Here is a 22,344-nt window from a genome sequence, read left to right on the forward strand (position 1 = left end):
AACGCGTATTTTTCTGATCGAAGCTGTCCGATTTACGTCTCCAGAATTCCCAGCGGCAAAGAGGTGACGACTGATACTCTGGCGGAAATGGAAACCGCCTTGCCTGCCGCTGCCGATTTGTTGCCCAAGACCCGACCATATCGTGTTGTTGGTTATGGCTGCACCTCTGCCAGCTCGGTTATCGGCTCGGATCAGGTTGAACAAATGGTTCAAAAAACTTGCGAGGCGGCGATTGTTACAAACCCATTGCGCGCGGCCTCGGCCTGCGCCCACGAACTTGGCGTAGCAAAGTTTGCACTTTTGTCGCCATATATCGAAGAAGTGAACGATCCCTTACGCAGTGCATTTGCGCAAAATGGCATTTCGATGGATGTTTTTGGCACATTCGGCGAAGCCGAAGAGGCCAAAGTAGCGCGGATTTCACGGAAGTCTCTGATTGAGGCTGCAGTGAGTCTTGGGCAGGATGATTCAGTTGAAGCTGTTTTTCTAAGCTGCACGAATCTTAGAACTTTTGATGTTATTCCGATTGTGCAGGAACGCCTTAAAAAACCGGTGCTTTCCAGCAACCAAAGCCTTGCGTGGCACATGCGTAAGTTGAATTCTGCCTGAAAACTCTGCTGCCTCCTTTTTAATCGTTACCCACGTGTCATATTTTGGTTGCGTGTCGCACCCCGCATGTCCTTAAATGGCCTCGACAGGTCTTTGAGATCCGGATGAACCGGGCAGGCAAGGACTGCACAGGGGAGACTAATCGGTAAATGTCTAATGACGCAGCGTTCGTCGAGTTTCAGCATGTCCAAAAATCTTATGATGGCGAGATCCTTGTTGTAAAAGACCTTAACCTTTCCATGCCGAAAGGTGAGTTTCTTACAATGCTTGGGCCCTCGGGTTCCGGCAAGACAACTTGTCTGATGATGCTGGCAGGGTTTGAAACAGCCACCCATGGCGAGATTATGTTGGACGGGCGACCGATCAATAATATCCCACCGCACAAGCGCGGTATCGGCATGGTATTCCAAAATTACGCTCTTTTTCCGCATATGACGGTGGCAGAAAATCTGTCGTTCCCTCTGGAAGTGCGGAAAATTGGCAAGGACGCAAGAGAAGAAAAGGTCCGCCGGGCGCTTGATATGGTGCAGATGGGGGCCTTTGGCAGCCGTCGACCGGCGCAATTGTCTGGGGGTCAGCAGCAGCGGATTGCCCTTGCACGTGCGCTGGTGTTCGAGCCCGAGCTGGTGCTGATGGATGAACCTCTGGGCGCGCTCGACAAACAGCTGCGTGAGCATATGCAGTTTGAAATCACGCGTCTGGCCCATGAACTTGGGATTACGACGGTCTACGTGACCCACGACCAGACCGAGGCGCTGACAATGTCAGATCGCGTTGCGGTATTCGACGATGGGCGCATTCAACAGCTTGCGCCGCCGGATCTGCTGTATGAAGAGCCTGAAAACAGTTTCGTTGCCCAGTTCATTGGTGAAAACAATACATTGGAAGGCGTTGTTAAATCAATCAACGGCGACGAATGTGTTGTGGCGCTGGATGACGGATCTGAAATTGACGCCAAGCCGGTCAATGTCCACGCGGCAGGTGATCGGACCAAAGTGTCAATCCGGCCTGAGCGGGTGGAATTCAACAAGGATCGCCTGCACGCCGATGCGCATACACTGAAGGCAACGGTGAAAGAGTTCATTTACATGGGCGATGTCTTCCGCTTCCGTCTGTCGGTTGCCGGGAATGACGACTTCATAATCAAGACGCGAAACGCCCCGGACGCTATCAAGCTGTCACCGGGCCAGGAAGTCGAAATCGGCTGGCTTGCGCGCGACTGCCGGGCATTGGACGCCTGATCAGGAATAGCCCCGCTCATGGCACCATATTGTGCGGGGAAAGGCATGGGAGGGTTACCCCGTGGCCCAACCGCAATGATCAATATAAACGGGAAAAAACAGGGAGTTAACGATGAAAGTTACTAAAACCACTCTTATGGCGGGTGCGATTGTGGCTGTTGCCGGCGCCGCGTCAGCCGAAGAGATGACGATCGTCTCTTGGGGCGGCGCATATTCCAAGTCGCAGCTGAAAGCCTATCACGAGCCCTATTCGGAAAAGACCGGCGTAACCATTCTGAACGACGACAGCTCGAACGAAGCGGTTGCCAAGCTGCGGGCAATGAACGAAGCGGGCAACATCACCTGGGATGTTGTGGACGTTGTGGCAGCGGATGCCATTCGTCTGTGCGACGAAGGCCTGGCGCTGGAAATCGACTTTGACAGTCAACTGGCACCGGCACCTGACGGCACACCCGCGTCCGAGGATTTCGGCGAACTGCTGGTAAGCGACTGCTTTATCCCGCAAATCGTATACTCGACCACGTTCGGCTATCGCACCGATTTGGTCGGTGACAATCCTCCGACCGAGATTTGTGCCATTTTCGATCTTGAAGGCTATCCGGGCAAGCGGTCGCTTGAAAAGCGCCCGATCAACAACATGGAATGGGCGCTGCTGTGTGACGGTGTTGCCAAGGATGACGTCTATGACGTTCTGGCCACACCGGAAGGGCAGGATCAGGCTCTGGCAAAGCTGGACACTATCAAGGACAGCGTTGTCTGGTGGTCCGCAGGTGCAGACACGCCGCAGTTGTTGGCGGACGGCGAAGTCGTCATGGGCTCGACCTACAACGGTCGTCTGTTCAGCGTGATCGAAGAGCAGAAGCAGCCTGTTGCCATGCTGTGGGACGCACAAGTGTTCGACCTGGACGGCTGGATCATTCCTGCTGGCCTGAGCGAAGAGCGTCAACAGCGCGCTCTGGACTACATCATGTTCGCAACTGACACCCAGCGTCTGGCGGATCAGGCCAAGTGGATCTCGTACGGTCCGGCACGTGCATCTTCGGCACCGCTGGTTGGTCAGCACGCCGATCTGGGTATCGACATGGCGCCGCATATGCCAACCGATCCGGAAAACGCCAAGAACACGTTCCTGTACAACTACGAGTTCTGGGCTGACTACCGCGACGACATCGACGCGAAATTCCAGGCTTGGCTGGCGAAATAAGCCGGTTTTGAAAACAACGGTCGGGGCCGCCATTGGCCCCGACTTACCTAAGACCAAGGGACGCAGATGACTGACGCAACTCAATCCGGTCCGATGCTAGCTGCCGATGGCACGCCGCTGAAGAAATCCTTGGCGCGATCACTGCGCCGCCGAAAACTTCGGGCTTTGGCTCTGATCGCGCCCTTGCTGCTATTTGTGCTGCTGTCCTTTGTGATACCGATCGTGTCGATGCTGTTCCGCTCGGTCGAGAACGGTATCGTGTCCCAAACACTCCCACTGACTGTGGTCGAGTTGCAAAATTGGGATGCTGAAGGCGGAGAACTACCGGACGAGGCGCTTTACGCTGCCTTCACCAAGGACATGGTTGCCGCAATTGAGGCGAAAGAACATACCAAACTCGGGACACGTCTGAATTACGAACAGACGGGTATGTCGTCGATGTTCCGAAAATCTGGACGCCAGATCAAGCGGTTGGATCCGGAAGCTGACGCCCCGTTCAAGGAAAAGTTGATCGAAATTCACGATGGTTGGGGGGACGTGGACACGTGGCGCGTGATCAAGACGCACGCGGTGCCGATCACCAATGGTTACTTTTTAAACGCTGTTGATATGCAGCGCACACCCGAAGGGGCGCAAGCGCAACCCGAAGATAAGCGCATCCTCATCAAGCTGTTCGGCCGGACATTGTTCATGTCGCTGATCATTACCGGGTCCTGTATTCTGCTGGCCTATCCAGTTTCTTACCTGCTGGCCAATCTGCCGATGCGGGCTTCAAACATGCTGATGATTTTGGTGCTGCTTCCGTTCTGGACCTCGCTGCTTGTGCGCACCTCCGCCTGGAAAGTGATGTTGCAGCAGCAGGGTGTGATCAACGAAACGCTGGTCTGGCTGGGCTTTGTTGCCGATGATGCGAGGCTGGTGATCATCAACAATCAATTCGGCACGATCATTGCGATGACGCATATCCTGCTGCCGTTCATGATCCTGCCGATGTATTCGGTCATGCAGACGATTCCGCCGTACTATACCCGTGCGGCCAAATCCATGGGCGCCACCAACTGGACGACCTTCTGGCGGATTTACTTCCCGCAATCGATACCGGGTATCGGCGCGGGTTCGATCCTAGTGTTCATTCTGGCGATCGGCTACTACATCACGCCCGAGATCGTTGGCGGCACCAAAGGTGTCTTCATTTCGAACCGGATTGCGTACCACATCTCATCCTCTCTGAACTGGGGACTGGCTGCGGCGCTGGGGACGATCCTGCTGGCGGTCGTTCTTCTACTATACTGGTGCTACGACAAGATCGTCGGCATTGATAACGTCAAGCTGGGATAAAGAATATGGCTGCACTTACACCAATATCCCGCAAACCGTTGTCGGTGGTTCTGCCGGCTGTCGCAATCGCCGGAGGATTTCTGGGCATGTTCGTCGGTGCCGGGCAGGACAACGTTCTGCTGGGCATCCTGATCGGCGCTGCTTTGATGGCAGGGCTGGCATGGCTGTATATCAACGTGCTGGACAACGAACGCGTTGCGCGCTGGATTACGATACTTGGTCTTGCTGCAATTGGGTTTTTCTTCGCAGGCATTACAGGCTTGATCGTCGGGCTGCTGGCGGGGTGGTTCTTTGCCTTCTTCATCTTCTGGCTCTACGAGGGGCGCTATCGGCAAAAATTGCTGCCTTACATGACGTCTGGTCAGGTGTTGTGGCATTTTACTTTCCGGGTGATCTGCGGGGCAATCTTCGTGTTCCTGATCACACCGATCCTTGTGGTTCTGCCGCTGTCTTTCAATGCGCAGGACTTTTTCACCTTTACGCCCGAAATGCTGCGTCTGGACCCTGAAGGGTATTCGCTGAAGCATTACCGCGATTTCTTCACCAACAATGAATGGCAGCGTAGCTTCAAGAACTCGCTGATCATCGCACCAATTGCGACCGTCATTTCGGTATCGCTGGGCACTCTGGCGGCGATAGGTCTTAGCCAGTCGCATGTTCCGGGGCGTCGGGCCATCATGGGCATTCTGATCTCGCCAATGATCGTTCCGCTGATCATCTCGGCCACGGGTATGTTCTTTTTTTACAGCGACATCGGCCGTTTTTTGGAAGGTACGCTGGGCATGAACAAGAACTTCGTTGGCTATGTGAAAGTCGTGCTGGCGCACGCAGTTCTGGGGATTCCCTTCGTTATCATCACGGTGACTGCAACGCTGGTCGGATTTGACCAGTCACTGACGCGGGCTGCTGCGAATATGGGTGCGGGTCCGGTGCGGACGTTCTTCAAGATCCAGATGCCGCTGATCCTGCCGGGCGTGATCTCGGGTGGCCTGTTCGCCTTTATCACATCGTTTGACGAAGTTGTGGTGGTCCTGTTTGTCGGTTCGGCCAGCCAGAAGACACTGCCGTGGCAGATGTTCACCGGCCTGCGTGAGCAGATCAGCCCGACCATTCTGGCAGTCGCGACCATCCTTGTGGTGATCTCGATCGCGCTGCTGACCACGGTCGAACTGCTGCGGCGGCGGTCTGAACGCCTGCGGGGTCTCACCCCGGCTTGACGCGACTCAAAAGCTGATTTAGCGATTTCACCATGTACCCCGGTCACGATGGCGTCGTGACGCAACGCGGGGTGCATGGCTCTCGGATCCCGAGGCCGCTCGTCCTGAACGCCGGGACTTGTGGCCGGGCGATGCCAGTCCGGCGTTGAGGAGAGTCAAAGATGAAAGATCTGAACAACCGCCCCGAGTTTTTCACCTGCCACAACGGTGACAAAGCGCCGTTGCCATTCAGCCGGGCTGAATACGACCGCCGCCTTGCCAGCCTGCGCGCGACCATGGCGGCACGGGACATTCCCGCAGTTCTGCTGACGTCGATGCAGAACATCGCTTACTACTCGGGATTCCTGTATTGCTCGTTTGGTCGCCCTTACGGCTGTGTTGTAACGCAGGATGCCTGCACCACGGTATCGGCCAATATCGACGCCGGGCAGCCCTGGCGCCGATCGGTCGAAGAGAACGTGATCTACACCGATTGGAAGCGGAACAACTACTGGCGCGCTGTAGCCAGCCTGATCGGCTCCGCGCGCCGGATCGGTATCGAGGGTGACCACATGACCCTGGCAATGCGCGACACTGCGCTGGACATGTTGGGTGGGCCGGAACTGGTCGATATCGCGCCTGATACGATGGCTGCACGGATGGTGAAATCAGCCGAAGAGATCGTATTGATCAAAGGCGGCGCGCGTACTGCGGATGTTGGTGGCGCAGCTATCCACGCCGCGATCCGTGAAGGCGCGACCGAGATTGAGATCGCCATGGCCGGGCGTGACGCGATGGAGGCCGAGATTGCCCGCGCCTATCCGGATGCCGAATACCGCGACACATGGGTTTGGTTTCAGTCAGGCTTGAACACGGATGGCGCACATAACCCGGTCACCAAGCGCGCGTTAGAAAAGGGCGATATACTATCCCTGAACACTTTCCCGATGATTTCAGGTTATTACACAGCGCTGGAGCGCACTCTGTTTCTGGGCGAACCCGACGCCGATAGCCTGCGCATCTGGAAAGCCAACGTTGCCGCGCATGAGCTGGGTCTGAGCCTGATTAAACCCGGCGCGACCTGCTCGGGGATCTGCGAAGAGATCAACCGTTTCTTTGCCGATGAGGGTCTGCTGCAGTACCGGTCCTTCGGGTACGGGCACTCTTTCGGTATCCTTAGCCATTACTATGGGCGCGAGGCAGGTCTGGAATTGCGCGAGGATATCGACACGGTTCTGGAACCCGGCATGGTCGTCTCGATCGAACCGATGCTGTGGATTCCTGAAGGTCAGAAAGGCGCTGGCGGATACCGTGAGCATGACATTCTGGTGGTCGAGGAAACCGGTGCCGAAAACATTACCGGCTTCCCCTATGGCCCTGAACACAACACGATCAGTGCATAATTGATTTGGCAGGAAGGGCGATCAGCCCTTCTTGCCACGTTCGTGAAAGATGAACCCGATGAAGTTCAGCAGAACCTGAGCCGCCAATATCTGCGTGCTTTCGGTCGGGTCGTAGTTCGGAGCTACTTCGACAAGGTCAATTCCAACCACATCTCCGCGTTTCGCAAGCCCCTGAATGATCTCTAGGACATCATAGTACTGGAAACCGCCGTGGCTGGGCGTTCCGGTGCCAGAGGCGATAGAAGGGCAGAACGCGTCAATATCAATCGTCACATAGTACCGTGCGCCCTCGGGGATGCGCGCCAGAACGCCATCAGTACCAAGCTTGCGCACCTGTCGCACGGACAGGATGTCAGACCCACGGGCGCGGGCGTCCTCATACCCTTCTTTGGCGGTTGACGACACGTTCCGGATGCCCAGTTGCGTCATGCCCGAAACGTATGGCTTTTCAATTGCGCGCCGCATGGGGTTGCCGTGTCCGGCGGTCACACCATGCCGTTCGTCCACGAAGTCCAGGTGCGCATCAATCTGAACGACGTGGATAGGCCCGTTTTTCTCGCAATCGTTTTCGAAAGCGTTGATGCAAGGAATGTTGACCGAGTGATCGCCGCCGATGGTGACGGGCAGGGCGCCTGCATTCAGCATCTTTTCAACACCGAACTGGATGTTGGCGTGGCTTTCTTCGGTCTTGGTGTGGATGATATCCGCGTCGCCGATATCGACCATCCGGACCGAGCCATCCAAGTAAGTGGCGTCATCCTCGTGGTCATATGCGCCGGCATGGCCGAAGCTGAACAGAGTTGACGCTTCGCGCACCGCACGCGGTCCAAACCGAGCGCCGGATCGCCACTGAGTTCCGAAATCAAAAGGCGCACCCATGACGGCGACGTCAGCATCGATTTGATCCCAATCCTCGACGTACGGAGCTTTGCCAAAGGTCGATATGCCCACAAACGGCAGGTTCAGGCGACCGCCGGAATATCCATGAGACGTCATTGCAAGAATCCTGTTTATTGTTTTCCCAACGCAGCTTAATCGGGACTTCTAAATCAGGATAGGCGAAACCGGATACATATTGCTCAAGCGCGGACTTGATTGTCCGCCTTGCCAGTGTGTATCTGGCGTAACTGCTTGAAAGGAAACACCGTGGGACGTTACGAACTGCCACCAGAGACGGGTGCCTTTTTTATCAACCTGGATCGCGTTCCAGGGCGTCGCGCATTCATGGAAACGCAGTTCGATCATGCAGGTTTGGTAGGTGCCACGCGCTACAGTGCGACAGATGCACAGGTACCCGGTGTGCTGGATGTCGACGGCTACGTTCCCGGATCGGGCAGTCGCTGGGGTTTGACGCAAAGCGAAATCGCCTGTTTCGAAAGCCATCGCGCGGTTTGGCAGGCTGCGGTGGATCAAAACCTTAATGCCGTGGCCGTTTTCGAAGATGACGTCGAAATGTCTGTTCAGGCAGGATCGATAATCGCCGCCTTGCTGGAGGTCCCGGATGCCTTTGACATGGTCAAGCTGGACTATTCCCCCAAGCCCCTTCGTTTTGGGCCAGAGATGCGCATTGCGGGAGTTGACGTCCGGCCCATGCTGGAAATGGCCCCGAGTGCGGCCGCCTATGTGCTTTCTCAGCGGGCCTGCCAGAAGCTGCTGAATTGGTCCGAAAAGTATTCGGATCACCTGGATGATTTCGTCTCCATCCCACGGTCGGATTGGCGGATGTATCAGTGCTTTCCGGCTGTTGGGGTGCAGATGATCTGGTCGAAACAGCAAGATCACACGGTCGAAGAGGTGAAGGTCAGTGAACGATCCCAAGACCAGAAAACCAACAGCGGGCTGGATAAGGGGCCGCTTTGGTTCCGCCTTCGGCGGGAATTGGTCGCGGCGCGGCGCAAGCTGTATTGGCGCATGGGGGGGCAGACGCGATTGCTGGAACAGGGGGGATATGTCGGGTTCATCCCCTGCGCCGACGATCTGAGCGTGTAAATTCAAGCCTCACCAACGCCACCTAAACGAACATCCCGCGTTGCATCCGCGTCATAAGCGTTAACAAAACTGTCAATATGATATAATCTCGTGACGTTAGTGGTGAATAACGTTTGGGTTATGTGTCGTGGGGCAGACAATTTACGAAAGATACGGTGGTTTCAAAACGATCTCGCGGATCGTGATGACCTTTTACGAAATGGCGTTGGAGTCCGATCAGATCGGCGATCATTTCGAAGACATAGACATGCCCCGTTTGATTGATCATCAGACCAAGTTCGTTTCGTCCCTGGTTGGTGGACCTGCATCCTTTAGCGACGACAGGATCGAGGCGGTTCATCGTCACCTGAACATCTCTCACGCCGATTTTGATGAGATGGCTGCGCTTTTCAGCGAAGCCCTGTCGATGCATGGAATGGAAGACGCGCATATAAAAATTGCCCTTGATGCCATCGAGTCAAAACGAGCCATCATCGTGGCACGCGACGCCGCATGAGTATTCTGGCCATAAACGAACAGCTGCTCCGCGCGATCGGTGTAGGCGTCGCTGTTGTGCGGGCTTCGGATTTGGGTTTCGTGTTTCATAACGGTCCATTTACCGAGTGGTTTGGGGCACCGGCCGAAGGTCAGACCCTGTTGGATTATTTTCCCGACCTTGATCCAAAAGAGCTTGAAGACGTTAAACAATCCGGCCTCCGCTATTCGGCCGAGCTGCAGGTCAAACCCAAGCGCCGGACGCTGATATTTGCGGTCGCGGTGTCCTTGGCCAACGGCCTTTCCGAACAGGTGTTGGTGGTTGAATTTCAGAACATCACCCGCATTCGCGAGCTTGAGAGTATGATCGACAGTTATTCGACCATGGTCGAACGTAATACGCGCGAATTGGAACGCGAGAAGGAGCGGGTCGAACGGCTGCTGTTGAACCTCATGCCACGCGCCGCGTACGAAGAGTTCAAGACCTTTGGTGTCGTTACGCCGCAGCTCTACGATCAGGTCTCGGTCGTGATGCTGGATTTTGTGGGCTTTACGGATTTTGCGGCAAAGACCGACCCGACCGTGACACTCAGCGAGTTGAACGACGTTTTCACGGCCTTCGACCGGATCGTCGAACAATATGGGTGCGAACGGATCAAAACTATAGGGGACGCTTATCTGGCGGTCTCGGGTATGCCGGATGCAACACCGGATCATGCGACAGCCGTGGCCCATTGCGCGGTCCGGTTCTTGCGATACCTCGAACGGCGCAACGAAAGCCATCCGCATAAGTGGCAGGCCCGGATCGGTCTGGGAATGGGGCCTGCAGTCGGCTCGGTCGTGGGTATTCAGAAATACGTCTACGATGTGTTTGGTCCGGCCGTGAACATTGCTTCACGCCTGCAAGTCTTTGCAAACCCAATGAATATCGTCGCCCCGGAAGAGATGAAATACGCATTGATTGACGAGTTCCAGGTCTCGGATATTGGGCCGGTGGATATCAAGGGCATGGGGCAGATGGATCTGATTAACGTCACCTCGGGCCTTAGTGTTCCGGCACCAAGGCCCAGGTTCTAGCTCGAACCTCAATCGTCCTGCGGAACCAGACCTAAACCCCGCAAGTATATTCCAATGCCACTTTCCAACAGATCCTCTGGCGGGAATGGAGAGCTGGCACCTGTGTTTCGGGCATAAAGCTCAACAACGCCATGGCTCATGGCCCAGATATGGGCACTGAACATCGACGCAGGTGGCCGTTTCTCTGGCGGGATGTGTTGCGAAAGATCTGCGGCTGCTTTTTCCAGCACGCTCTTGGCCCGGTTCGCGGCCAGCGCCAATTCAGGCGTTCGGTTTACGGATATCCCACTTTCGAACATGGCGATGTAGTGCCCTGGGTGCTTGCGGGCAAAAGCCAGATAGGCCCGACCAGTAGACTCAAACGCTGCCAAGGCCGAGGGTTGGCCTGTGTCATAGGCGTACTGCATCAGGTCGGCGAACATTTCAAAGCCCTGACGGGCGGCCTCGGCGATCAGATCTTCGCGCCCCTGAAAGTGCCTGTATACCGCTGCAGGTGTCACGCCTGCGGTCTTTGCAGCCTCGGACAGGGTAAAGCCGGTCGGTCCCTTTTCTTCAATCAGCGAAAGGGCGGCCTCGATCAGGGCTTGCTTGAGATTGCCGTGGTGATACCCGCGTTTCGCCATGCCTGTGTCACGAGCCTTTTTGTTTAAGTTCTGAGGAACCAAGACATAATCCACGCCTGCCGGTTCGTCCAACCCTTGGCAGCATTGTAGCGCGAAAATGTCATCACGCGTCCAACACCTCGGGTCCGCCGCAAATCAATGGATCAATCTTGCCAATAGCCTTCTTGTCTTTTTCATCATAGTCCAACGCGTGCAAAACAGTTCGGATGGCTGCAATACGAGCGCGTTTTTTGTCGTCCGATCGAACGATGGTCCAAGGGCAAAGATCTGAGTGACTGCGGGTCAGAGTTTCCGAGATCGACTGCGTATACTCGTCCCATTTGCTAAGTCCCGCAATGTCGATTGGGCTGAGTTTCCATTGCTTTAGCGGATCTGTCTCACGCGCCAGAAAGCGGTTCAGCTGTTCTGCACGACCAACGTTAAGCCAGAATTTGAACAGTTTGATCCCGTCATTCACAAGTCCGGATTCAAGCGGCAGAACTTGCCTGAAAAAACGTTCGCGTTCTTCGGTTTCGCAAAAGCCAAATACGTTTTCGACCACACCGCGGTTGTACCAGCTGCGGTCAAAGAACACGATTTCGCCTGCCGCAGGCAGGTGTTGAACGTAACGTTGGAAGTACCATTGGCTGCGTTCGGTATCAGAGGGTTTGCTGAGCGCCACGTTGCGGGCGCCGCGTGGATTTAGGTTCTCGCGAAAACGTTTGATCGTACCACCTTTTCCGGCGGCATCGCGGCCTTCGAAAATGATCGCAATGCGGTTGCCCGTTTCCCTGATCCAGGATTGCATTTTGACCAGCTCGATCTGCAGCAAATCCATCTCTTTCTCGTAATCCTTACGCTTCATGCGTTCTTCGTAAGGATAGGTCGGGTTCAGGATGTCGTCTTTCTTTGCGTTTTCAATGGCTGACTGCACGTCTTTCGGGGCTTCCCTACGGAAGTATTTTTCAATGGAACCTTTGTCCGAACGGGCCATATGCTACCTCGCCATAAAATCCATATCCTACTATGGATTAGCTGGCGGTTTAACGCAAACCCGCTCGCTCGGCGGCGCGGTCGATTGCTGAGGCAACCTCGGGGGCGGCCACAACCTGCGGCATGTGACCAATACCCGGAAGCTCGATCAGTTCCGCGTCGGGGATTTGGTCGACCAGTTGTTCTGCATGCCAGGCAAATTTGACAGTGGTGTCAGCCGTTCCGTGAACAACTTCGGTCGGTACGGTAATTTCGCCATAGCGGGGTTGCAGGGCGCGAACTTCATCCAACAGATTGGCCCGCTGCTTGGCATTCGCATGCATCGAGGCGCGTCGCATCGTCAGGCCGGGGCCGAAATGCTGTGAATATCCTTCGGGTGCTGTCTGAGGGGCAAAGACCCGGTCCAGCGCCTGTTCCACATACCATTCGGGAACGAACGCGGTGATCAGGGGCAGGGCCAGCGTATTGCCCGCCTCAGTCGACGCCAGCTTGTTGAAACCGTCCAGCGGCGTCTCCCACGGGATTGCAGCCGGTGCGATCAAAACAAGGGCAGAAATGTTGTCGGGCCGGGTGACCGCCCAAGCCAGCGATACCGATCCGCCATAGCTTTGCCCTGCAACAATAGGTTTTTCCGCACCCAATTGGGCAGCGGCTTTTTGCAGGATTAACGCTTGTTCTTCAATGGTTTCGCCGTCCGGATTGAAGCTATCGCTATAGCCCAGACCGGGTCGGTCGAACACGATTACACGGAAGTTCTCGGCCAGGATCGGTGCAAGAGCAAAGGTCATGTCACGGGTGTTACCGCTGGATCCGTGGATCAGAACCACATCGGGGCCGTCGCCCATGACCACCGCATGGACGGCGATACCGTCGACCATCACCATTTCACCCTCGGGGGGAAACCGAGCCTCAGCCGCAGCTTCGTTCTGTGCTGCGCGCCAGACTGTGAGCAGAATCAGACCCGATAGGACGAGGCCAAGGAATATCAGAACTTTAATGACCAACGTCTTCCATGTTGAACGGTGTGGACTGGTAAATCTCGTTGATCCAATTGCCATAAAGTAGATGCGCATGGCTGCGCCATCTGTTTTGCGGCGGTTGTGATGGATCGTCGTCTGGATAGTAGTTCATCGGCACGTTGATGGGTGTCCCGTTCGAGACATCGCGATCATATTCCTGCTTCAACGTATCACTGTCATATTCGAAATGGTTGAAGATATAGATCGCACGATGCGAAGGGTCCTCGACCAGACAGGGGCCGACCTCATCGCTTCCCAACAATGTCGTCAGGCCGGGCGCGCTGTTGATCTCAGATTGGTTCATTGTGGTCCAGCGGCTGACCGGGATCACGCAATCATCGGAAAACCCACGCAAAAACGGGGAAGAAGGGGCCAGATTCTGGTGCCGATAGCAACCAAACGCCTTGGCATCGAGCGCCTGTTTGTCGATGCCGTGGAAATGGTTGATCATCGCCATCCCACCCCAGCAGACGCCAAAGGTGGAATGGACGTTCGTCTGCGTCCATTCGAATACTTCGGTCATTTCGTCCCAATATGTGACGTCATCGAACTCCAGATGCTCGATTGGCGCGCCCGTGATGATCAGGCCGTCGAATTTCTGATCCTTAACCTCTTGGAACGGTTGATAGAATTCGGCCATGTGATCAGCGGCGGTGTTTCTGGTGCGATGTTCGGTCATGCGGATCAACGACAGGTCAATCTGCAGAGGCGTGGCACCAATCAGGCGCGCGAACTGGTTTTCGGTCTGAATCTTTTTGGGCATCAGATTCAGCAGACCAATCCGCAAGGGGCGGATGTCCTGACGCATCGCCTGATCCGCAGCCATGACCATGACGCCCTCTTTGGTGAGAACGTCGTAAGCGGGCAGGTCGGAAGGGATCTTGATCGGCATTAGGTGCAAGCCTTTGGAGTTACTGTGTAGAGGCGGTAATTAAGCCCGCTTTGCCCGGGTCTCAAGGGTGCGTTCGATCAACTCATCGAAATCACCCGCATCGCGAACCTTGTTCATGTCATCAGCGGTGACTGTGACACCCCAATTGTCCGCCATGGCCTGATAGCGCGGTTGGCGGTGCGCCAAGGCACGGGCATAGGTCCAGCGGATAAAGGCGTCCGGGTCGACGTCCTCGGGTGCGTAACCATGTTCGGTGAGGTATTCGTCCCAGACCCGGGTCAGAAACTCTGCCTGATAGGACATCGGCTTGGGGGCCTTATCGAAACGGCGGATCAGTTCAGCGGTGTGGTCCTCATCGCCCTTAATCCAGATCATCAGGGTTTGGCGGGACAGCTCGGACAAGACATGATCAGCCGGGTCCTCAGGATCGACCCATTCGCAAATTGACCCGCCGGTATCACAGATGAAGTTCGGGTATTGATACAAACGCTTGGCGCGGTCGATGAAATACTCGGTGTCCAACAGGGCGTGGATCTCAGCAAGGCGGAACTGTTCCTGCCTACGACGATATTCAGTAAGCTCAAGCCCGCCGTGCGCCGGGTTGCCCGGTTTGCCCAGATAGGTCGCAACCGGTGTCAGGTTTTCGAACGAGATATTTGAGCCGATATAGATCGAATCCGACAGCAACAGGTCGCGCAGGAATGGAATTTTCATCGCCTCGGCCTTGGCGTTGTCGATGATGTATTCGCCCATGTACCGGGTGCCGATGCGGTAGTCGATCGAGTAGTGGAACCAGTCCCCGGAATCGCGCAGCACGTTCGACACATAGGTCTTACCCAGCCCAGACATGCCGAAGAACAGCACTTTTTTCCGGGCCGCTTCGCGCCAGTCCTTTGCCGAGCTGTAGATCATTGTCCGCTGTCCCTTTTTCTGACCTAGCTAAAACGGGCAGGGGGCGGCGTCAATCACGTGAGCGGGACCAGTTCAGAATCAACAACCCGATCGCCAGCACGGCAAAGCCCAAAAAGGCCTGCGGCGGTAAGGTTTCGTCGCGCACCAGTGTGCCTAAAACGATGGCGACTGGCGGTATGACAAGCGTTACTAACATCAGGTTTCCGGCCCCGGCCATGGCAAGAACGCGGTAGTACAGCAAATACGCTCCTGCGGTTGCGATCAGAGCGTAATAGGCAATGGCCGCCCACGTGATCGCCGGCAGGTTCAAAACGGGAAGCCCGTCGACCACGAGGGAAACAGGCAAAATCAGAATGGTTGAGCCGGTCAGCATACCGGCAGCGGCAACTATGGGAGACAAACCTGACAACTTGATTCTGGCCCAGGCGCTGGCCAACGCGTAAGAAACTGTTCCGGCGATGATTGATAGTTGGGCTACGCTTTGAAGGTTGAAAGTTGCGAAATTCTTAAGGCCAATTGCAATTGCTACACCCAGAAATCCCAGACCGACGCCCACTCCGCGCGCGAGGGTCAATCGCTCGTCCTTGAAAAACATTGCAGCGATCAGAACGCCGAAAACAGCGGTTGCGGCATTCAGGATCGAGGTCAGGCCAGTTTCGATATATAGCTGCCCCCAAGCCATAAGCGAGAAGGGGATGGCATTGTTCAACAACCCCATCATCAGGAATGCGCCCCAGATACGCGGACTGGTGGGAACGCTCAGCTTTTTAACCCAGACAACGATCCACAGCGCCAGCATCGCCCAGAAAACGCGGTGCAGAACCGAGGTCATGACGGGGATCGTGTCCAATGCGACGCGGATCGAGATAAAGGATGCGCCCCAGATCACGCCCAGAAGCAACAGTTCGGCCCAAGCCCTTGGAGACAGGTGTTTTTGAGGTTCCATAGCCCGTTCTCGCATTCCCCAAGGCGATGTTCGACCCGAAACTTGCGCAAAGAAAAACCCCGCCAAAAGTGGCGGGGTTTTTGTAGTTGGTTCGGTAGGCGGGATCAGTTCAGCGTGTAAGTGAGCTGAAGGCCGACGCTCCATGCCGAGTTGCCCGAGAATTCGCCACCTGTTGTGGTGGTCGCATCGCCGATATCGGTATAGCGGATACCGCCAGAAATCTGCGCCTGCTCGAAAGTATATGTACCACCTACGCCAAGGCTCCAGAAACCGTCGGTGGGGCCAAGGTTCGAAACAGTGGAACCTGAGGACGTTTCATAGCCCGCAGAGATCGCGCCGGAAAACTCTTCGGTGAACTTGTAGCCAAGACCCAGTGTATAGGTGAAGGTGTCGTCCGCGTAATCAACCAGGTTCTGTTGTGCAGCGGCAGTATAAACCGGCGGTGCCAGAACTGTCTGCGGCCAGTCAACCCAGCGGATCGAGCCGAACAGCAGCGTTTTTGGTGCCACACCAGTCTGGAAGTCCAGATTTACCGATTGAGGCGTTACAACTTCGGTTTCGGTCTGTGCGGTCACAAGCGGTGCAGGGACGGGCGGTGGTCTCCGGTTGATGGACTCCGTCGAGTCGAAATCGTGTGTGATTTTCGAGTTGTAGGTAAGTGCGACACGTGCCGCGATCTCGGGACGTTCCCATGCGACGCCTACGACGTAACCGAAGTCAACCTCAGAACCGGATTCAAATTCGTAACCGGCAACAACCGGGACAGCAACGGTTGCCTTGGCTCGCTGCGCGCGAATACCGCCGATTGCGCTGAAGCCGCCATCGAACTTGTAACGCACCAGGGCAGTAATCGCATCAACATCCGCTTTAGCGCGCAAAACGTCCGTGCGACCACCAAAAGCGGCCAAGGGGTTCTGCGACAAAGGATAGTTCGACGGGTACTCGACATCGGCACCGTACGGTTCATCATAGATGAGAGCAAAGTCCAACTGATCGGTAAAAGAATGCTTGTATGCTAGGTGTGGTGTCCAGAAGCTTTTGGCGATGTTTCCGGAATCAACACCGTTCTGCTCACCGCTCACGTCGGGGTTTGCGTAACCCAAACGGAACTGAACAACAGAACCTTCCTCAAACAGAATGTTGACGCCCTGGCCGCTGCGATCAAGACCGCCTGCGTAAGCACCGGTTGCGCCAACGCATACCGCACACGCCTGTAGAAGCGCTTTTTTCATTAGTTCCTCCCTCTAGGTCTCCTGGAGGTCAGCGCCTGTTGATATGTGGTGCGGACTGACCTGCATTGTGGTGCTCGTTATTTTCTTGAGCTTTACCTTATCGTCAACTGGTGACCGTGCGTTACTTGTGTTGAGTGTCGCGTAGAGGTGTTGCCAAACTGTTACGATTCTCGGCGTGAACGTTCAGGAAAATACCTACGAAAATTACCGCAGCGCCTAATAGGGTCCAGTGATCCAGCGGTTCGTGATACAGGACCATACCTATGACCGCGATTGTGGGCAGGCGTGCAAAGTCAAACGGCACCACAACGGTTGCCGGGGCAATCGCCAGCGCATTTGTGATGCAGTAATGCGCCAGCAACCCGGCCAGCCCCACCAGCAACAAAAACGGAGCTGTGCTTGCCGAGGGCAGGGTGATTTGTCCGTCGATACCCGATGCGATCAGCCCCAGCACGGCTTGCATTACTGTCAGCCAGAACATGATGCATCCGATGCTGGCAAAACGAGTGAGGGACTTTGTCGATATCGTTGTTAAGGCAAAGAAAACAGCGGACATAGCAGCGGTCATCACACCTGCACTGAGAGGCACGGTGCCCGGCCGGGCGACCAGTAGAATTCCCGCAAATCCGATCAGCGCCGATAACACGCGCACGGTCGTCAGGCGCTCTTTCAATAGAAGTGGAGACAACAGGATGACCCATATCGGCTGTGTGAATTCCAGCGCAAATACCTGCGCCAACGGAATGACGCTGACCGCATAAAACCAAAGGTTTTGCCCGGTGAAATGCAATACGTTCCGGATGCCGTGCAAGCCGATCCGTTCGGTCGATACCTGGTGCCACTTTCGCGTCAGGGTCAGGATCAAGGCGACCACGCAGATACCGACGAGGCTGCGGTAGAACATGATTTCGAACGTGTCGTGGGTCACGCTCAGCTCACGGCCCGCGATTGCCATGGACGAGAATGAGGCAATCGCCCCGGTCATCCAGAGCGCTGCCTTGCCGATCTGTGGTCTGGCCGTTTCCATCCGCGCGCCTGTAGCTTTTGGTTATACCAATTTGATTGCTATCGATTTCTTCACGGCGTGAAAAACAAAAAAGCCGGGACAGAGCCCGGCTTTCGCATTATTCCCACTCGATGGTTCCGGGTGGCTTTGATGTGATGTCATAGGTGCATCTGTTGATGCCTTTGACCTCGTTGATGATCCGTGTGGCCGTTTCGCCCAAAAACTCATGGCTGAAAGGATAATAGTCTGCGGTCATGCCATCCACCGATGTCACCGCGCGCAGGGCACAAGCGTAGTCGTAGGTACGACCGTCGCCCATAACGCCAACAGTACGCACGGGCAGGATGGCAACAAAGGCTTGCCAGATGTCATCGTAAAGGCCGTGCTTGCGAATCTGGTCGATATAGACCGCATCCGCTTCGCGCAGGATATCCAGCTTTTCACGGGTGATCTCGCCGGGGCAGCGAATCGCCAGACCGGGACCGGGGAAGGGGTGGCGGCCAATAAAGCTCTGGGGCAGGCCCAACTCACGACCCAGCGCGCGGACTTCGTCCTTGAACAGCTCGCGCAGCGGCTCGACCAGTTTCAGGCCCATCTTTTCGGGCAGGCCGCCTACATTGTGGTGCGATTTGATCGTGACCGAGGGGCCGCCCGAGAAGGACACCGATTCAATGACGTCCGGATACAGCGTGCCTTGCGCCAGGAATTCGGCGCCGTCGATTGTGTCGGCGTGTTTCTGGAACACGTCGATGAACAGCTTGCCGATGATCTTGCGCTTGGTCTCGGGGTCGCTTTGACCTTCGAGTTCACCAAGGAAAAGATCGGTTTCGTTCGCGTGGATCAGCTGGATGTTGTAATTATCGCGGAACATGCCGACGACTTCTTCGGCCTCGTTCTTGCGAAGCAAGCCATGGTCCACGAAAACGCAGGTCAACTGATCACCGATTGCCTCGTGGATCAGGATCGCCGCGACCGAGCTGTCGACACCACCGGACAGACCGCAGATGACTTGTTTGTCGCCGACCTGCTCGCGGATCTTTTCGATCATCTGTTCACGGTAGGCACCCATGGTCCAATCGCCCTTGAACCCGGCCAGCTTGACGAAATTCTCATACAGTTTTGCACCTTTGGGTGTGTGGTGCACTTCGGGGTGGAACTGAACCGCATAGAAATGACGGTCGCTGTCCGCGGTGATCGCGAAAGGTGCGTTGGGTGAGGTGCCGTAAACGGTGAAGCCGGGCGCGATTTCGCTGACGTGGTCGCCGTGGCTCATCCAGACCTGCTCGTCGCCGTCCGAAAACCAGCCTTCCAAAATATCAAGCTTAGCCTGCGGGGTAACAAACGCACGCCCGAACTCGGCCGTGCCGTGTCCGCTTTCAACTTTGCCGCCCAGTTGGTGCATCATCACCTGTTGGCCGTAGCAGATACCAAGGATTGGAACGCCGTAATCAAAAATCTCTTGCGGTACACGGGGCGAACCCTCACGTGTCACGCTGTCAGGACCGCCCGAGAATATCACGGCCTTGGGGGCCATTTCCCGCACAAAGTCCATCGTGACTTTTTGATAGGGGTGGATTTCGCAATAGACGTTCAGCTCGCGCAGGCGGCGCGCAATAAGCTGCGTAACCTGGCTGCCGAAGTCGATGATCAGAAGGCGGTCATGGGTGTCTTGGGTCATGGTTGGCTATTAGGTCGCAAGCCTTGCATGTGCAAGCGCTATGACGTCATTTGTGCAATTGTGCCTCAGGATAATACAGAAAGAGCGCGAGATGCCCGAAATCAAACTACGCCGCGCATGTGCTGCAGATACCGAAGCCGCCACAACCTGCATTGCGGCAGCCTATGCGGATGCATTGCGTGATATTCCTGATCTGCCGGATGTCACGGACGGCGTTGGCGAGGACATCGCTGCGCATCAGGCTTGGGTTGCCACGCAGGATGAAGACATCGTCGGGTTTATTGTTTTTGACCAGGTCGATTCTGCGGTGATGATCTTTAACCTCGCCGTATCGCCAAAGGCACAAGGGGCAGGGTTGGCGAGGCGGTTGATCGAAATAGCTGAACAAAAAGCCAAGGGAACGGGCACCGCTAAGCTCAGGTTGCGAACGCATAAATTAATGCAAGCGACAGTCTCCATGTATCTCTACTTAGGGTGGCACAAGAAAGAGGTGAGCGGAAAGACCATCCTGATGGAGAAGGAACTTACGTGATCAGAGCAAGTGCCTGACGGTTTTGGTTCCTGCGGATGTCGCTTTTCCCCCTATAGCGCCGTAAATTAGATGCTTTGCCCCAAATGCTTGCTGTAACAAACTGATCAACTCAATCATTAGACGGGATCTTCTCATGGCAGAGGCAAACACCCGGCGTCGGGCAAGAGGTGGCGGTGGCGCCGCCCGCCGGGCCGAACGTACCGCGGTTCGCATCGAAACGGCGAAATACATCGAACGGAATATTCCGAACTTCGAGGTTCTCAACGAAGAAGCGTTGGAAATCATCGAAACCAATGCGGAAACCATTCTGGCCGAAGTCGGCGTGAACTTCGTCGACAACCCAGCCGCGTTGCAGCGCTGGAAAGATGTTGGCGCCGATGTCGATGGTGAACGCGTCCGCATTCCGCGCGGTTTGGCGCGTCAGCTGATCAAAACAGCGCCCAGCGAATTCACGCAGCATGCCCGTAACCCCGAGAAATCGGTTGTCATCGGTGGCCGCAATCTGGTTCTGGCCCCGGTGTACGGCCCACCCTTTGTGCGGGACGCACAAGGTGGCCGTCGCTATGCGAACATGGAAGATTTCAACAAGTTCGTGAAACTGGCGTATATGTCCAAGTGGTTGCACCATTCGGGCGGGACCGTGTGCGAGCCGACAGATATTCCGGTGAACAAGCGTCACCTTGATATGCTGATGGCGCACATGACCTTGTCGGACAAGCCGTTCATGGGCTCGGTCACCGATCCCAGCCGGGCGCAGGATTCGGTTGAGATGTGTGAGATTCTCTTCGGCAAAGAGTTCGTTCAGGAAAACACAGTGATGACCTCGCTGACCAACATCAACTCGCCGATGACCTTCGACGACGTGATGATGGGGGCGCTGGAAGTTTATGCGAAGAACAATCAGGCCTGCATCATCTCGCCCTTTATCGTGGGTGGTGCGATGGCGCCGGTTTCGATTGCAGGGACATTAACGCAGGTTCTGGCCGAAGTTCTGGCTGGTGTCGCTTATAGCCAGATCATCCGTCCGGGTGCGCCTGCGATTTTCGGTGCCTTTGTGTCATCGATCGATATGAACTCTGGCGCGCCGACATTTGGTACGCCCGAGGCTTCGATGGTTACCTATGGTGCGGGCCAGCTGGCGCGACGTCTGAACCTGCCGTTCCGCTCGGCCGGGTCGTTCTGCGGCTCGAAATTGCCTGATGCACAGGCGGCTTATGAGACCGCAAACTCACTGAACATGGGGCTGATGGCTGGCGTGAACTTTATGCTGCATTCCTGCGGCTGGCTTGAAGGCGGTCTTGTTGCAGACTTCGAAAAGTTCGTCATGGATGCCGACCAGTTGGGCGTTTTGCACGGTCTGGCCAAGGGCGTGGCCTATGATGAAAACGCGCAGGCGATGGATGCGATCCGCGAAGTTGGCCCTGGCGGTCACTACCTGGGCTGCGCCCATACGCAGGAGAATTTCAAAGAAGCGTTCTGGAAGTCCGAGGTCCTGGATTACAAACCCTTTGAGACCTGGGAAGACGAAGGCGGGCGCGACACACGCCAATTGGCCACGTCGCGGGTCGAGCATCTGCTGGCCAATTACCAGCAACCGCAACTCGACCCCGCCGTCAACGAAGCATTGAACGCATACGTGGCGGAAAAGAAAGCATCCATGCCGGATGCCTTCACCTGATCATTGATATTGCGCGGCGCGACTGGCTTTGAACAGTTGCGCCTCGCCCAACAGCGCGATCAGCAGGTCCAGATGGCGGACCAGCGAATAGGCGGCGTCTTCGGCCAGCCTTTGGGCGTTAACCTCTCGTTCCAATTCCAACAGACGAACCAGTGCAGATCCTGTGCCGGGCAGTGATCCGTATCCCAGAACACGCTGAAGATGCCGGTCCCGATCATACTCCTTCGCCCCAATTTTTGCGGCCCGAGCCAACAGGCGTGGGCGGCGGAGCGTTGTAATCATGGTCATCAGGTCCTGCATTTCGTTGATCCCTTGGTTGAACA

General features: G+C 55.8%; 22 protein-coding genes. 11 read left to right on the forward strand and 11 right to left on the reverse strand.

The window, feature by feature from the left end; all coding sequences use genetic code 11:
- Window positions 1-87 precede the first annotated feature (87 nt).
- From AC2FI8_RS01320 to AC2FI8_RS01345, 6 genes are all read left to right on the forward strand, one after another.
- Window positions 88-609 carry a maleate cis-trans isomerase family protein gene (locus tag AC2FI8_RS01320; RefSeq protein WP_496776610.1) on the forward strand — a complete coding sequence of 174 codons (522 nt, stop codon included), beginning with the start codon at window positions 88-90 and terminating at the stop codon, window positions 607-609.
- A gap of 149 nt (window positions 610-758) precedes the next feature.
- Window positions 759-1,850, forward strand: a complete 1,092-nt coding sequence (locus AC2FI8_RS01325) for an ABC transporter ATP-binding protein (protein WP_496738623.1) — start codon at window positions 759-761, stop codon at window positions 1,848-1,850.
- A 112-nt stretch (window positions 1,851-1,962) separates the two neighbouring features.
- Complete coding sequence (locus tag AC2FI8_RS01330) at window positions 1,963-3,054, forward strand: extracellular solute-binding protein (RefSeq protein WP_496776613.1); 1,092 nt, start codon at window positions 1,963-1,965, stop codon at window positions 3,052-3,054.
- Between the two features lie 66 nt (window positions 3,055-3,120).
- Entirely contained in the window at window positions 3,121-4,392 is a 1,272-nt protein-coding gene (locus AC2FI8_RS01335; protein WP_496776615.1) for an ABC transporter permease, read from the forward strand.
- A 5-nt stretch (window positions 4,393-4,397) separates the two neighbouring features.
- On the forward strand, window positions 4,398-5,609 hold the full coding sequence (locus AC2FI8_RS01340) for an ABC transporter permease (protein WP_496738622.1): 1,212 nt from the start codon (window positions 4,398-4,400) through the stop codon (window positions 5,607-5,609).
- A gap of 161 nt (window positions 5,610-5,770) precedes the next feature.
- Window positions 5,771-6,991 (forward strand): aminopeptidase P family protein, encoded by a 1,221-nt coding sequence (locus AC2FI8_RS01345; protein WP_496776617.1) that lies wholly within the window; start codon window positions 5,771-5,773, stop codon window positions 6,989-6,991.
- Between the two features lie 21 nt (window positions 6,992-7,012).
- Here the strand turns inward: AC2FI8_RS01345 and speB are convergent, their stop codons facing one another.
- Entirely contained in the window at window positions 7,013-7,987 is a 975-nt protein-coding gene (gene speB, locus AC2FI8_RS01350; protein WP_282168425.1) for an agmatinase, read from the reverse strand.
- Between the two features lie 150 nt (window positions 7,988-8,137).
- On the opposite strand from speB, the gene AC2FI8_RS01355 reads away from it, so the two are divergent.
- The 3 genes from AC2FI8_RS01355 (at window position 8,138) to AC2FI8_RS01365 (ending at window position 10,531) form a co-directional block, all read left to right on the forward strand.
- Window positions 8,138-8,980, forward strand: a complete 843-nt coding sequence (locus AC2FI8_RS01355) for a glycosyltransferase family 25 protein (RefSeq protein ID WP_496776620.1) — start codon at window positions 8,138-8,140, stop codon at window positions 8,978-8,980.
- Between the two features lie 127 nt (window positions 8,981-9,107).
- Window positions 9,108-9,476 (forward strand): group I truncated hemoglobin, encoded by a 369-nt coding sequence (locus tag AC2FI8_RS01360; protein ID WP_496720189.1) that lies wholly within the window; start codon window positions 9,108-9,110, stop codon window positions 9,474-9,476.
- Window positions 9,473-10,531 carry an adenylate/guanylate cyclase domain-containing protein gene (locus tag AC2FI8_RS01365; RefSeq protein ID WP_496776624.1) on the forward strand — a complete coding sequence of 353 codons (1,059 nt, stop codon included), beginning with the start codon at window positions 9,473-9,475 and terminating at the stop codon, window positions 10,529-10,531. Before AC2FI8_RS01360 ends, AC2FI8_RS01365 begins: the two co-directional genes overlap by 4 nt.
- A gap of 8 nt (window positions 10,532-10,539) precedes the next feature.
- Here the strand turns inward: AC2FI8_RS01365 and AC2FI8_RS01370 are convergent, their stop codons facing one another.
- The 9 genes from AC2FI8_RS01370 to guaA form a co-directional block, all read right to left on the reverse strand.
- The gene (locus AC2FI8_RS01370; RefSeq protein ID WP_496776630.1) at window positions 10,540-11,154 is read right to left on the reverse strand and encodes a TetR/AcrR family transcriptional regulator; all 615 of its coding nucleotides are present in this window, start codon (window positions 11,152-11,154) and stop codon (window positions 10,540-10,542) included.
- A gap of 103 nt (window positions 11,155-11,257) precedes the next feature.
- Window positions 11,258-12,127 (reverse strand): polyphosphate kinase 2, encoded by an 870-nt coding sequence (ppk2, locus tag AC2FI8_RS01375; RefSeq protein ID WP_496776633.1) that lies wholly within the window; start codon window positions 12,125-12,127, stop codon window positions 11,258-11,260.
- Between the two features lie 49 nt (window positions 12,128-12,176).
- A complete protein-coding gene (locus AC2FI8_RS01380; protein WP_496776637.1) occupies window positions 12,177-13,130 on the reverse strand; it encodes an alpha/beta fold hydrolase in 954 nt (317 codons plus the stop codon).
- On the reverse strand, window positions 13,120-14,037 hold the full coding sequence (metA, locus tag AC2FI8_RS01385; RefSeq protein WP_058271457.1) for a homoserine O-acetyltransferase MetA: 918 nt from the start codon (window positions 14,035-14,037) through the stop codon (window positions 13,120-13,122). Before metA ends, AC2FI8_RS01380 begins: the two co-directional genes overlap by 11 nt.
- 39 nt (window positions 14,038-14,076) lie before the next feature.
- Window positions 14,077-14,949, reverse strand: coding sequence for an ATPase (locus AC2FI8_RS01390; RefSeq protein WP_496776640.1), 873 nt, complete (start codon window positions 14,947-14,949; stop codon window positions 14,077-14,079).
- A 49-nt stretch (window positions 14,950-14,998) separates the two neighbouring features.
- Window positions 14,999-15,895: a DMT family transporter gene (locus AC2FI8_RS01395; RefSeq protein ID WP_496776642.1), complete on the reverse strand. Its 897-nt coding sequence runs from the start codon at window positions 15,893-15,895 to the stop codon at window positions 14,999-15,001.
- 104 nt (window positions 15,896-15,999) lie between these two features.
- Window positions 16,000-17,127 carry an OmpP1/FadL family transporter gene (locus AC2FI8_RS01400; protein WP_282151079.1) on the reverse strand — a complete coding sequence of 376 codons (1,128 nt, stop codon included), beginning with the start codon at window positions 17,125-17,127 and terminating at the stop codon, window positions 16,000-16,002.
- A 121-nt stretch (window positions 17,128-17,248) separates the two neighbouring features.
- Window positions 17,249-18,154, reverse strand: coding sequence for a DMT family transporter (locus AC2FI8_RS01405; protein ID WP_496738613.1), 906 nt, complete (start codon window positions 18,152-18,154; stop codon window positions 17,249-17,251).
- 97 nt (window positions 18,155-18,251) lie between these two features.
- Window positions 18,252-19,811, reverse strand: a complete 1,560-nt coding sequence (gene guaA, locus AC2FI8_RS01410) for a glutamine-hydrolyzing GMP synthase (RefSeq protein ID WP_496776644.1) — start codon at window positions 19,809-19,811, stop codon at window positions 18,252-18,254.
- Window positions 19,812-19,902: 91 nt separating this feature from the next.
- Here guaA and AC2FI8_RS01415 point away from each other — a divergent pair, with 91 nt between their 5' ends.
- Together AC2FI8_RS01415 and AC2FI8_RS01420 are read left to right on the forward strand one after the other, a co-directional pair.
- Window positions 19,903-20,343, forward strand: coding sequence for a GNAT family N-acetyltransferase (locus tag AC2FI8_RS01415; RefSeq protein WP_496776646.1), 441 nt, complete (start codon window positions 19,903-19,905; stop codon window positions 20,341-20,343).
- A 133-nt stretch (window positions 20,344-20,476) separates the two neighbouring features.
- Window positions 20,477-22,021 carry a trimethylamine methyltransferase family protein gene (locus AC2FI8_RS01420; RefSeq protein WP_496776648.1) on the forward strand — a complete coding sequence of 515 codons (1,545 nt, stop codon included), beginning with the start codon at window positions 20,477-20,479 and terminating at the stop codon, window positions 22,019-22,021.
- On the opposite strand, the gene AC2FI8_RS01425 is transcribed toward AC2FI8_RS01420, so the two are convergent.
- Window positions 22,022-22,321, reverse strand: a complete 300-nt coding sequence (locus AC2FI8_RS01425; protein WP_496776651.1) for a DUF6477 family protein — start codon at window positions 22,319-22,321, stop codon at window positions 22,022-22,024.
- Window positions 22,322-22,344: the final 23 nt, after the last annotated feature.

Source organism: Ruegeria sp. CDSB029 (assembly GCF_059611125.1).